The sequence below is a fragment of the Burkholderia sp. BCC1998 genome, assembly GCF_905339875.1.
In the GTDB taxonomy this organism is placed as follows: Bacteria; Pseudomonadota; Gammaproteobacteria; order Burkholderiales; family Burkholderiaceae; genus Burkholderia.
Map to the genome: position 1 here is coordinate 136,681 of NZ_CAJPHE010000021.1, position 12,283 is coordinate 148,963.

The 12,283-nt window shown below is 67.1% G+C and carries 12 protein-coding genes and 1 tRNA gene; 6 read left to right on the plus strand and 7 right to left on the minus strand.

The window, feature by feature from the left end; genetic code table 11:
* The first annotated feature begins 39 nt into the window (after positions 1-39).
* Positions 40-324: a PAAR domain-containing protein gene (locus tag U5A56_RS29270; protein ID WP_044844531.1), complete on the plus strand. Its 285-nt coding sequence runs from the start codon at positions 40-42 to the stop codon at positions 322-324.
* Positions 325-367: 43 nt separating this feature from the next.
* Here the strand turns inward: U5A56_RS29270 and U5A56_RS29275 are convergent, their stop codons facing one another.
* Both U5A56_RS29275 and U5A56_RS29280 read right to left on the minus strand, forming a co-directional pair.
* Positions 368-679 (minus strand): cupin, encoded by a 312-nt coding sequence (locus U5A56_RS29275; RefSeq protein WP_124486910.1) that lies wholly within the window; start codon positions 677-679, stop codon positions 368-370.
* Positions 680-761: 82 nt separating this feature from the next.
* Entirely contained in the window at positions 762-1,445 is a 684-nt protein-coding gene (locus U5A56_RS29280) for a DJ-1/PfpI family protein (protein ID WP_044844529.1), read from the minus strand.
* Positions 1,446-1,561: 116 nt separating this feature from the next.
* Between U5A56_RS29280 and U5A56_RS29285 the strand changes: the two genes are divergently transcribed.
* Positions 1,562-2,530, plus strand: coding sequence for a GlxA family transcriptional regulator (locus U5A56_RS29285; protein ID WP_321925896.1), 969 nt, complete (start codon positions 1,562-1,564; stop codon positions 2,528-2,530).
* Positions 2,531-2,727: 197 nt separating this feature from the next.
* On the plus strand, positions 2,728-3,702 hold the full coding sequence (locus U5A56_RS29290; protein WP_321925898.1) for a LysR family transcriptional regulator: 975 nt from the start codon (positions 2,728-2,730) through the stop codon (positions 3,700-3,702).
* A 110-nt stretch (positions 3,703-3,812) separates the two neighbouring features.
* Here the strand turns inward: U5A56_RS29290 and U5A56_RS29295 are convergent, their stop codons facing one another.
* The 5 genes from U5A56_RS29295 to U5A56_RS29315 form a co-directional block, all read right to left on the minus strand.
* Positions 3,813-4,523, minus strand: coding sequence for a hypothetical protein (locus U5A56_RS29295; RefSeq protein ID WP_321925900.1), 711 nt, complete (start codon positions 4,521-4,523; stop codon positions 3,813-3,815).
* 417 nt (positions 4,524-4,940) lie between these two features.
* A tRNA-Met gene (locus tag U5A56_RS29300) sits at positions 4,941-5,017 on the minus strand.
* A 124-nt stretch (positions 5,018-5,141) separates the two neighbouring features.
* The gene (locus tag U5A56_RS29305; protein WP_321925902.1) at positions 5,142-6,800 is read right to left on the minus strand and encodes an MFS transporter; all 1,659 of its coding nucleotides are present in this window, start codon (positions 6,798-6,800) and stop codon (positions 5,142-5,144) included.
* A 238-nt stretch (positions 6,801-7,038) separates the two neighbouring features.
* Positions 7,039-8,592: a sensor histidine kinase gene (locus U5A56_RS29310; RefSeq protein ID WP_321809356.1), complete on the minus strand. Its 1,554-nt coding sequence runs from the start codon at positions 8,590-8,592 to the stop codon at positions 7,039-7,041.
* 17 nt (positions 8,593-8,609) lie between these two features.
* A complete protein-coding gene (locus U5A56_RS29315) occupies positions 8,610-9,338 on the minus strand; it encodes a response regulator transcription factor (RefSeq protein WP_321809357.1) in 729 nt (242 codons plus the stop codon).
* 190 nt (positions 9,339-9,528) lie between these two features.
* On the opposite strand from U5A56_RS29315, the gene recA reads away from it, so the two are divergent.
* The 3 genes from recA to U5A56_RS29330 all read left to right on the plus strand — a co-directional run bounded on the left by recA (position 9,529) and on the right by U5A56_RS29330 (position 12,223).
* On the plus strand, positions 9,529-10,599 hold the full coding sequence (recA, locus tag U5A56_RS29320) for a recombinase RecA (protein WP_044844523.1): 1,071 nt from the start codon (positions 9,529-9,531) through the stop codon (positions 10,597-10,599).
* Positions 10,599-11,468: a recombination regulator RecX gene (recX, locus tag U5A56_RS29325; RefSeq protein WP_321925904.1), complete on the plus strand. Its 870-nt coding sequence runs from the start codon at positions 10,599-10,601 to the stop codon at positions 11,466-11,468. The genes recA and recX overlap by 1 nt, the downstream gene beginning before the upstream one ends.
* 146 nt (positions 11,469-11,614) lie before the next feature.
* Complete coding sequence (locus tag U5A56_RS29330; RefSeq protein WP_044844521.1) at positions 11,615-12,223, plus strand: DUF2889 domain-containing protein; 609 nt, start codon at positions 11,615-11,617, stop codon at positions 12,221-12,223.
* Positions 12,224-12,283 lie beyond the last annotated feature (60 nt).

Below are 12,283 nucleotides of genomic sequence, written 5' to 3' on the forward strand. Positions count from 1 at the left end.
ACGCCGTGCTGCGCGGCGTTTCCGAGGGAGAGCCGAACCATGAGCCGCAAATTCATTCTGAAGGGCGACACGACCGATCACGGCGGCGTCGTGCTCGACGGGATCGCCAATTCGTCGTTCGACGGCCGCGAGCTTGCCTATCTCGGCGCGCCTGTGTTCTGCGCCGCGTGCAAGACCCAGGGGGTGATCGTCTCCGATGGCGGCGAGCGGACGATGACCGTGATGGGCAAGGTCGTCGCGCTCGAACACGACCTGTGCCAGTGCCTGTGCGCGCCGCAGCCGAAGCTGATCCCGTCGCAGGGGACGGGCACCATCTCGGGCTGATGCCCGTCGACTCCGTGCGACGCGCGCGGCGCGCCGCCCGTCGTCAGACGCTGCCTGCGGTCTCGATCACCAGAATGCGCGCTTCTCCGAGCGGATGCGCGACATGTTCGGTGCCGACCGTCGCATGGAAGACGTCTCCCGTTTCGAGCACCGTCGCGTGCTCGATGCCTGCTTCGCGGTAACGCATCTCGACGCGGCCGTCGAGCACCGCAAAGACTTCCTCGCCGTCGTTCACGTGCCACCGGTACGGCTGATCGGTCCAGTGCAGGCGGACCGTGATGCCGTTCAGGTTCGCGATGTCCAGCGCGCCCCATGCGCGCTGTGCGGTGAACGCGGTGCTGCGGATGATGTTCATCGGTAGGTCCGGTCCGTGAATGTGAAGGCTGCGGAGCGCGGGCAGGCTGCACGGCCGCGCGCCGGTTTCCGTGTACCGGGGATCAGCGCGACATCGCGCGCAAGGCTGCGTCGATCGTCTGCTTCCGCTTCTCCAGCCCCGCAGCCGAACGCTCGGTCACGCGCTTCAGGACCGATGCCGGCGCGGTATCCGGCGAGCCGGCATCGAACGGCGGCGCGGGCGCATATTCGAGCGCGAGCTGGATCGCCTGCGCCTCTTCGTCGCCGACCAGTTCGGCGGCGATCGTCAACGCGAAGTCGATGCCGGCCGTCACGCCGCCGCCGGTGATCAGGTTGCCGTCGCGCACCACGCGTTCGCGCACGGGCACCGCACCGAGCGGCGCGAGCAGCGCATGAAACGCCCAGTGCGTCGTCGCGCGGCGGCCGCGCAGCAGGCCGGCCACGCCGAGCAGCAGCGCGCCCGTGCAGACCGACGTCACGTAGCGCGCGGCCGCCGCGCGCTGCTGCACGAACGCGATCGTTTCGGCATCGAGCAGCAGTTCGTTGATCCCGATTCCGCCGGGCACGCAGATGACGTCGAGCGGCGGGCAGTCGTCGAACGTGCAGGTCGGCGCGAGCGCGAGGCCGCTGCTCGACGCGACGGTGTCGCGCGATTTCCAGACCAGATGAACCGCCGCGTCGGGCAGCGATGCGAGCACGTCGTGCGGGCCGGTGAGATCGAGTTGCTGGACGCCCGGAAACACGAGAAAGCCGATATGCAGGGTCATGCGAACACTCCGAAGGGAAGGGGAGGCGCCGCGGCCGGCGCACGATGGACAGATCGATTCTAGGCGCGTAGTGTTTGGCGAAATTGCCAGATCGCCCACGTTTTCAGCCAATCGCCATGCCAGCCGCTCCGCGCTCGATCGTGATTCTCGCGTTCCCCCGTGCGCAGTTGCTCGACGTGACCGGGCCGCTGCAGGTGTTCGCCTCCGTCAACGAACTCGCGCAGGAGCGCGGCCGGCCCGCGCCGTATGCGCCGCGCGTCGTGGCCGCCGAGGCGGGGCCGGTCGAGACGTCGTCGGGGCTCGTCGTGATGGCCGATTCGCTGCGCTCGGCCGGGCGGCCCGACACGGTGATCGTGGCCGGCGGCAAGGGCGTGCAGGCCGCGTCGCGCGATGTGCGCACGGTGCGCTGGGTCCGGCAGCAGGCGCAGCGCGCGCGACGTGTCGCGTCGGTCTGCACCGGTGCGTTCCTGCTCGCCGAGGCCGGCCTGCTCGACGGGCGGCGCGCGGTCACGCACTGGGCGCGCTGCGACGAATTCGCCGCGCGCTATCCGAACGTGCGCGTCGAGCCCGATCCGATCTTCATCCGCGAAGGCGCGCTGTGGACGTCGGCCGGCGTGACGGCCGGCATCGATCTCGCGCTCGCGCTGGTCGAGGAGGATCTCGGGCGGGCGATCGCGCTCGATGTCGCGCGCGAACTCGTCGTGTTCCTGAAGCGGCCGGGCGGGCAGGCGCAGTTCAGCGCGATGCTGTCGATGCAGCGCACCGACGACCGTTTCGGCGAACTGCATGCGTGGATCGCCGAGCACCTGACGGCCGACCTGTCGGTGCCGGCGCTCGCCGAGCGCGTCAGCATGAGCGAACGCAGCTTCGTGCGGCACTACCGCGCGGGGACCGGCCGCACGCCCGCGCGCGCGGTCGAACAGATTCGCGTCGAGGCTGCGCAGCGCTTGCTCGGCGAAACCGCGTGGCCCGTCAAACGGATCGCCACGCGGTGCGGCTTCGGTTCGGAAGAGACGCTGCGGCGCAGTTTCGTGCGCGTGCTCGGCGTGTCGCCGCAGGGCTATCGCGAGCGGTTCGTGCGGTAACGTGCCGGTGCGCGGCGAGCATGCCGCGCGTGGCAACGGGGGACGGAGCCGTCTACGTTCGGAACTGCGCGAATCGCGATCACTTTCGAGTCCGAAACGCTGCGACTATTCGGGCGAGGAGAACAATGGGCGGGGGCTTGTGCCGCGCGCGTTGTGCGCTCTATTCTGTTCCGTTGGCGATTCGAAGGGGGCGCAGCATGGACCGCATCCAGGCAATGGAAGTTTTCACCCGCGTGGTCGACGCGAACAGCTTCACGCGCGCGGCCGACACGCTCGCGATGCCGCGCGCGTCGGTCACGACCATCATCCAGAATCTCGAGGCGCTGCTCGGCGTGCGCCTGATGCACCGGACGACGCGCCGGCTGTCGCTGACGCCGGAGGGCGCCGCGTATTACGAGCACTGCGTGAAGATCATCTCGGAGATCGCGGAAGCCGACGCGAGTTTCCAGACCGGCAACCGCAAGCCGAGCGGCGTGCTGCGCGTCCACATGCCGAGTTCGCTCGGGCGGCGCGTCGTGCTGCCGGCGCTGTCGATCTTCCGGCAGCGCTATCCGGACATCACGCTCGACCTCGGCCTGGCGGACCGCTACGTGGATCCGGTCGAGGAGGGCATCGACTGCATGATCCGGGTCGGGCCGCTCGAAGATTCGTCGATGGTCGCGCGCCGGATCGGCATGCTCAAGCGCGTGACCTGCGCGTCGCCCGACTATCTCGCGCGTCACGGCGAGCCGCAGGAGATCGCCGACCTGGCCGACCATCATGCGGTGAATTTCCGCGCGAGCCACGGCGCGCGGGCGATTCCGTGGGTGTTCATGATCGAGGGCAAGCCGGTCGAGGTGCGGATGAACGGCAGTGTCACCGTGAACGATTCGGATGCGTACGTGACGTGCGGGCTCGAAGGGTTCGGGATGATCCAGCCGACGCTGTTCATGGTGCTGCCGAACCTGCGCGACGGCACGCTGGTCGAGGTGCTGCCCGATTGCAATCCGAAGCCCAAGCCGATCTCGATCGTGTATCCGCACAACCGGCATCTGTCGCAGAAGGTTCGCGTGTTCGCGGACTGGATCGCGGAGCTGTTCGAGTCGACGCCGGCGCTGGAGGGCGGGGAGAACTGGCGGGGGAAAGTGCGGGCGGCGGTGCCCGACGCCCAGCGCGGGGCGGTGGTCGCTTAGGGCGGCGGTACGCTGCCGGGCGTTGACGATGAAGATGAGTGAGGTCGTGAATGCCTCGTCTCGTCTTCATCGGTCGTCAGGCTGGTGAGCCGTGCCGCGCAATCGCGCGTCTACCAGCGGATCGCGTACGGATTGTCGCCGAGCGCCCAGTGTCCGTTGTCGTCCCGTTCGATGAGAATCCCCTTGTGCGCCCAGCCATCCTTTTCGGGGTAGAACGACAGGGAGTCCATGAGGTCCGGGTCTGCCAGCCACGGCGTGGCATGCTGATCCGGTTTCCACAGGAAGTTGACCCACGAAACCAGGTGCGGATTGTCGTCGAACGGATTCTTCATCGGCTCGATGAATTTCTCGACGCCGCCGTAGGTCACGTGCGCGCAGAACAAATTGATCATGTACAGGACACTCCCGCCGGGAGCGGACGCGTCCTTGCTCTCGAATTCCCTGTACCGATAGAACGCCTTGCCGGCCGGCGTGAGCTCGATATGGCTCAGCGGGACATTCGTGTCATGCGGCTCGTAGTCCGGATTTCTGATCGTCGGCTTGCCCCGGCCCGCGTTGAATTTCACGGTAATCAGGCCACGGTTGATCAACGCCTGCACGTCCTTTCTCACCACACCGTCGACTCTCAGCAATTCCTTCGCGTTCACGTCCGCGGGTAGTTCGGCGCCGGCCAGGCCGACGCAGGCGTCCGTTGGCGCGGTGTTCTTGTCCGCGAGCGCGACTTTCAGGATGTCGTCGATCGTGCGCTTGTCCAGATCGTCTCGCGTCGTCATGAAGCGCGCGCCGAAAAATGCAGCGACCGTGATCGCGACGCCCGCCACCAGCCACGGTTTTCGCGTACGTCGAACGGACTGGTCGTGCTTCGATTCGTTGTGTTCAGTCATGGGATTGTTGTTATCTGTATTGCCGACCGGATCCGATTGCCTCGGTTCGAATCAAATCGGGATGGCCGCGAGCCCGTCGGTGCTCGGCGTTCGAACCGCACTGTAACGCACGTAGTCGACGACGATGATTCGCGAGGCCGAACGGATGGGCCCGGCGTGATGAATGGCGCTGGATTTCGGTTGGCAGGAGGAGGACGGAGGTCGCTCGTGCCTATGCGCGACTCGGGCGAACCGGATGCTGGATGTCGCGTGCGTGGCGCCGCGTGGTCGGCTGGAGGGCGATGGATGCCGCGCGCGGATCGCGGAGCAATGAAAAAAGCCGCTGATCCTTGCGGAACAGCGGCTTTTCGCATTTGGTGGCGAATCAGGGACTCGAACCCCGGACCTGCGGATTATGATTCCGTCGCTCTAACCGACTGAGCTAATTCGCCGAAGACTTGAATTATGCTGATGTGCCGCCGGGCTGTCAACACCTTTTTTCATCTTCCCTGAAAAAAGTTGTCGGCGGCCCGTTCCGGCAGTGTAGCGGGCGGGGTGGCCGCCCGCTACCCGACCTCAATCCTGCGCGTAGATATTGGAGTCCTTCGTCTCCTTGACGAACAGCACACCGATCACGAACGTGGCCAGCGCGATCACGATCGGATACCAGAGCCCCGAGTAGATGTTGCCCTTCGCCGCGACGATCGCGAATGCGGTCGCCGGCAGGAAGCCGCCGAACCAGCCGTTGCCGATGTGATACGGCAGCGACATCGACGTGTAGCGGATCCGCGTCGGGAACATCTCGACCAGCATCGCCGCGATCGGGCCGTAGACCATCGTCACGTAGATCACGAGGATCGTCAGGATCACGATCGTCATCGGCCAGTTGAGCTGCGCCGGGTCGGCCTTGGCCGGGTAGCCGGCTGCCTTCAGCGTCGACGCGAGCGTCTTGTCGAACGCCGCGCCTTGCGCCTTCGCGTCGGCCGCCTTGCCGTCATACGCGGGGATCACCGTATCGCCGACCTTGATCTGCGCGGTCGTGCCAGCCGGTGCCGCGACGTTCTCGTAGTTCAGGCCGGCCTTCGCGAGCGCGCTCTTCGCGATGTCGCACGAGTTCGTGAACTTCGACGTGCCCACCGGGTTGAACTGGAACGAGCAGGTGGCCGGATCGGCGAGGACCGTGATCGGCGCCTTCTGCGTCGCGAGTTCGAGCTGCGGGTTCGCGTAGTGCGTGAGCGCCTTGAACAGCGGGAAGTAGGTGAGCGCCGCGATCAGGCAGCCCGCGAGGATGATCGGCTTGCGGCCGATCTTGTCCGACAGCGAGCCGAAGAACAGGAAGAACGGCGTGCCGATCAGGAGGGCGATCGCGATCAGGATGTTCGCGCTGGCGCCGTCGACCTTCAGCGTCTGCGTGAGGAAGAACAGCGCGTAGAACTGGCCCGTGTACCACACGACGGCCTGGCCGGCGGTCAGGCCGACGAGCGCGAGGATCACGAGCTTCAGGTTCTTCCACTGGCCGAACGCTTCGGTCAGCGGCGCCTTCGACGTCTTGCCTTCCGCCTTGATGCGCAGGAACACCGGCGATTCGTTCAGCTGCAGCCGGATCCACACCGACACCGCGAGCAGCGCGATCGATGCGACGAACGGCACGCGCCAGCCCCAGCTGCCGAACGCTTCCTCGCCGATGAAGGTGCGCACGCCGAGGATCACGAGCAGCGACAGGAACAGGCCGAGCGTCGCGGTCGTCTGGATCCACGCGGTGTAGAAGCCGCGGCGGTTCGCCGGCGCATGCTCGGCGACGTAGGTCGCCGCGCCGCCGTACTCGCCGCCGAGCGCGAGGCCCTGCAGCAGCCGCATCGCGATGAAGATCACGGGCGCCGCGATGCCGATCGATGCGTAGCCGGGCAGGAAGCCGACCACGAAGGTCGAGATGCCCATGATCACGATCGTCACGAGGAACGTGTGCTTGCGGCCGACGAGGTCGCCGAGCCGGCCGAACACGATCGCGCCGAACGGACGCACGGCGAACCCGGCCGCGAAGCCGAGCAGCGTGAAGATGAATGCCGCGGTCGGATTGACTCCGGAGAAGAAGCTCTTGCTGATGTAGGCCGCGAGTGAGCCGGCCAGGTAAAAGTCGTACCACTCGAACACGGTGCCGAGCGACGACGCGAAGATCACCTTCTTCTCTTCGCCCGTCATCGGCGAGTGCGAAATTTGCCCGCCTAACGTTGCCATGAATCGTCTCCAAGTCCCTTGATATAGATGTGTGGCCGCCTTGGGTGGGCGGGCCTGTCGACGATTATTGGCACGGAAACTTACGGCGCACTGACTCGCGGGCGCAAAACGACTGCACGTTAACCCGCGCCGAATCGGCCGTTTCGTGCCCCGATCGTGTCGCGGCAGGGCGGTAAAACGCCGGTTTCGATGCGATCGCGGCGCGTATGCGGCGGTATGCGGTTCGGATCCGCCCGTATCAGGATCGATCCGGGGCGGTATCCGACAACGGCAGGCTGACGCGCACGAGCGTGCCAGCGAGGCGCGGTGCGCTCTGATAGACGTGATCGTCGAGCGTCAGCGTGCCGCCGTGCTGCGCGGCGATCTCGCGCACGATCGCGAGCCCGAGGCCGCTGCCGTCGCCTTCGCGGCCGAGGATCCGGTAGAAGCGCTCGACCACGCGCTCGCGTTCGCCGGCCGGGATGCCGGGGCCCGTATCCTCCACTTCGAGATGCACGCGCCGCGCCGCGGGCTCGGCCCGCACGCGCACGGTGATGCGGCCGCCTTCGGGCGTGTAGCGGATCGCGTTGTCGACCAGGTTGCCGAGCATCTCGCGCAGCATCACGGGATTGCCGTCGACGTCGAGCGGCGTATCGTCCTCCGGGCCTTCGTAGCCGAGGTCCATGCGCTTCGCGAGCGCGGCCTGCACCCAGTCGCGCACCGTGCGGCGCGCGAGCGCCCCGATCTCGACCGGCTCGAAGGTCAGCCCGCTCGCGCGGTTCTCGGCGCGCGCGAGCGCGAGCAGTTGCGTGACGAGCCGGGCGGCCTGCTCGGAGCTCGTCGCGATCTGCTCGAGCGAACGCTGGACGTCGGGCGGCACGGGATGGCGCAACGCGAACTCGGCCTGCGTGCGCAGCCCCGCGAGCGGCGTCTTCATCTGGTGCGCGGCGTCGGCGATGAAGCGCTTCTGCAGCGCCATGTTCTGTTCGAGGCGCGCGAGCAGGTCGTTGAACGACGTGACGAGCGGCTCGATCTCGGGCGGCGCGCGCTGCGCCTCGACGGGCGACAGGTCGTCGGGCCGCCGCGCGCGGATGTGCGCCTGCAGCGCGTTGAGCGGCGCGAGCCCGCGCGACAGCCCGAACCACACGAGCAGGATCGCGAGCGGCAGGATCACGAATTGCGGCAGGATCACGCCCTTGATGATGTCGTTCGCGAGCGCGTTGCGCTTGTCGAGCGTCTCGCCGACCTGCACGAGCACGGGCTGCGTGCTGCTCGACTCCGGCAGCGCGACGGTCGTATACGCGACGCGCACGTCGTTGCCGCGCAGCAGGTCGTCGCGGAACACGACGACGCCCGGCGGCGGGCGGTCCTCGTCGCGCGGCAGTGGCATGTCGGCCTCGCCCGCGACCAGCTCGCCGCGCGTGCCGAGCACCTGGAAGTAAACGCTGTCGACGTTGTCCGCGCGCAGGAAGTCGCGCGTCTGCTGCGGCAGCGTCAGCTCGGCGACGCCGTTGACCGGATGGATCTGCCGCGCGAGCACGTACGCGTTGGTCTCGAGCGCGCGGTCGAACGGGCCGTTCGCGATCGTTTTCGCGACGAGATAGGTGACGGCGATGCTCATCGGCCACAGCAGCAGGAGCGGCGCGAGCATCCAGTCGAGGATTTCGCCGAACAGCGAGCGCGGGCGCGCGGCCTCGGGCGTATCGGTTTCGTCGGGCGGCGCGAACGGGTTCTCGTAGCGCGCGTCGCGCACGGCGTCTGCGGCGGACGATGGCTCGCCGGTCGGATGGCGGGAATGGGCCGGCGTGGCCATCGCGGCGACGGCCGGGTTCAGCGCAGCGGCGTGCCGGCCGCCGCGGGCTGGGGCGCGGCCGCGTCGGCCGGCGCCGCGGGCGCGACTTTCTCGAGGCAGTAGCCGAGGCCGCGCACGGTGGAAATCCGCACGCCGCTCGGCTCGATCTTCTTGCGCAGCCGGTGCACGTACACTTCGATCGCGTTGTTGCTGACTTCCTCGCCCCATTCGCACAGATGGTCGACGAGCTGCTCCTTCGACACGAGCCGGCCGATGCGCTGCAGCAGCACTTCGAGCAGCCCGAGCTCGCGCGCGGACAGATCGAGCACGCGTTCGTTCGCATACGCGATGCGGCCGACCTGGTCGAACGCGAGCGAGCCGTGGCGCACGACGGTCGGGCCGCCGCCCGCGCCGCGCCGGGTCAGCGCGCGCACGCGCGCCTCGAGCTCGTTGAGCGCGAACGGCTTGGCCATGTAGTCGTCCGCGCCGAGGTCGAGCCCTTTCACGCGCTCGTCGACGCTGTCGGCGGCGGTCAGGATCAGCACGGGGAGGTTGGAATTGCGCGCGCGCAGGCGCTTCAGCACGTCGAGCCCGGACATCCTGGGCAGCCCGAGATCGAGGATCAGCAGGTCGAAGGACTGCATCGACAGCGCGGTATCGGCCTCGATACCGTTCTTCACGTGGTCGACCGCATAGCCCGATTGGCGGAGTGACCGGGTGAGGCCGTCCGCGAGTATGCTGTCGTCTTCGGCGATGAGAATTCGCATGTTGCTGACCGATGGCCGGCGGGGCGTGCGCGCCGGCGCGGCTGTCTCCGAAGTTATCCGTGTACAACGCAGCCTGCATTGCGGGCTTGCATAAAACACTGTTTTTTTATACAGTGTCTGCATTCGTGGGCAGCGCTTGAAAGCGGGCGCGCCTCTGACAGACGCTGCTCATCATAGCAAAGGACGATTCATGGAAGATAGCAAGAAGGGCTCCGGGATGACCGCCGAGAAGAGCAAGGCGCTGGCGGCCGCACTCGCGCAGATCGAGAAGCAGTTCGGCAAAGGGTCGATCATGCGGATGGGCGACGGCGAAGCGGCCGAAGACATCCAGGTCGTCTCCACGGGCTCGCTGGGTCTCGATATCGCGCTCGGCGTCGGCGGTCTGCCGCGCGGCCGGGTGGTCGAGATCTACGGTCCGGAATCGTCGGGTAAAACCACGCTCACGCTGCAGGTCATCGCCGAGCTGCAGAAGCTGGGCGGCACCGCAGCGTTCATCGACGCCGAGCACGCGCTCGACGTCCAATATGCAGCGAAGCTCGGCGTGAACGTGCCGGAGCTGCTGATCTCGCAGCCGGACACCGGCGAGCAGGCGCTCGAAATCACCGACGCGCTGGTGCGCTCGGGCTCGATCGACATGATCGTCATCGACTCGGTCGCGGCGCTCGTGCCGAAGGCCGAAATCGAAGGCGAGATGGGCGATTCGCTGCCTGGCCTGCAGGCTCGCCTGATGTCGCAGGCGCTGCGCAAGCTGACCGGCACGATCAAGCGCACGAACTGCCTCGTGATCTTCATCAACCAGATCCGGATGAAGATCGGCGTGATGTTCGGCAACCCGGAAACCACGACGGGCGGCAACGCGCTGAAGTTCTACTCGTCGGTGCGTCTGGATATCCGCCGGATCGGCTCGATCAAGAAGAACGACGAGGTGATCGGCAACGAAACCCGCGTGAAGGTCGTCAAGAACAAGGTGTCGCCGCCGTTCCGCGAAGCGATCTTCGACATCCTGTACGGCGAAGGCATTTCGCGCCAGGGCGAGATCATCGATCTCGGCGTGCAGGCGAAGATCGTCGACAAGGCCGGCGCCTGGTACAGCTACAACGGCGAGAAGATCGGCCAGGGCAAGGACAACGCGCGTGAATTCCTGCGCGAGAACCCGGAAATCGCCCGCGAGATCGAAAACCGCATTCGCGAGTCGCTCGGCGTTGCCGCGATGCCCGATGGCGTAGTCGACGAAGCCGAGGCGATGGACGAAGAAGAGTGATGGTCGGGCGCCGAGGTCACGCTGGCGAACCGGACCCGAGCGACGCGCCCGACACGGCGGGCCGCTCCGGCCGGCGAGCCGCATCCTCGGGTGCCGACCGGCGGGGCGCGGGCAGTCAGTCCGCGCACCGCACCGCGACGAGGGCATCCGACGATGCCCTCGTTTCGTTTGAGATCACCGCACCGGTCGATCCGTTCGACGACGACGAATCGTTCGACGCGCACGACCGGTCGCGCCGTCGCGTGTCCGGTGTCGGCTTCCCGGGCGAGCGCGCAGCCGATGCGGCGGCGTCGGTCAAGGAAGATGTGTATACGCGCAGCAGCCAGCATCCGCGTCGCACACGCCGTGTGGCCGGCGGTTCAGGCAGCGCTGCTTCCGGCGACGAGGCCGGCGCCACCGGGCGCAAGTCGTCGAAACCGCCGCGTTCGCTGAAGGGCCGCGCACTCGGCTATCTGTCACGGCGCGAATACAGCCGCGCCGAACTCGCGCGCAAGCTCGCGCCGTACGTCGGCGAGGACGAATCGGTCGAGCCGGTGCTCGATGCGCTGGAACAGGAAGGCTGGCTGTCCGATGCACGCTTTGCCGAGAGCCTCGTGCATCGCCGCGCATCGCGCGTCGGCGTCGCACGCATCGTCAGCGAACTGAAGCGCCATGCGGTCGGCGATAACCTCGTCGAGGAAGTGAATGCGCAGTTGCGCGAGACCGAGTGGACGCGCGCGCAGGCCGTCTGGCGCAAGAAATTCGGTGCACTGCCGCAAACGCCCGCCGAGCGCGCGAAGCAGGCGCGCTTCCTTGCCGCGCGCGGCTTTTCGAGCGCGACCATCGTGAAGTTGCTGAAGGTCGGCGACGATTTCCCGATCGACGACTGACCGCTTCGGTCGCGCGCGCTGCGCGCGATTTTGCTGCAATGCAACCGTTTCCGGACAGGCGGGAATACCCGCCGTCGCGGCCGGATGCCTCAAATACCCAATATGCTAAAATCCACGGGTTTTCCTCTTCGGCCTCAACCTCCAGCATGCCGCTATCCGAGCCCGTGCCCCGTCAGTTGCGACATCGACGCGCAATCCGAGCGGAAGCCTACGAGCGCGACGACGGCTTGTGGGACATCGAAGCCTGCCTGACCGACCACAAGCCGCGCGATGTCGCGCTTGCGTCGGGCATCCGGCCCCAGGGCCTGCCGATCCACGAACTCTGGCTGCGCGTGACCATCGATCGTGACCTCAATGTCGTCGACGCCGAAGCGTCTTCGGAGTGGGTTCCCTATCCCGGTCACTGTCAATCCGCCCCTCCCGCCTATCGAGCCCTCATCGGGCTCAACCTCTTCCGCAATTTCCGCCGCAACGCGAACCGGCTGCTCGCCGGCGTCGCGGGCTGTTCCCATCTGACCGAACTGTGCGCCGTGCTGCCGACGGCAGCGATCCAGGCGTTCGCCGGTGACGTGTGGAACGTGCGCGAAGAGGGCGGCGAAGGGCCGGACCATGACGGCGAGCACGTCGAGCCGCCTTTCCAGCTCGGCCGCTGCCGGGCATTGCGGTTCGACGGCGAGGTCGTGCGGCAGTACTACCCGCGGTGGTACGGCCCGCTTCGGCCGGATCTGCCCGGTGAGGGCAGCACGAAGGAATGAACGGAAATCATTCGAAGAAGCGTCTTAAGCGACATTTCATCCAACTCTCAGACTGAAGGG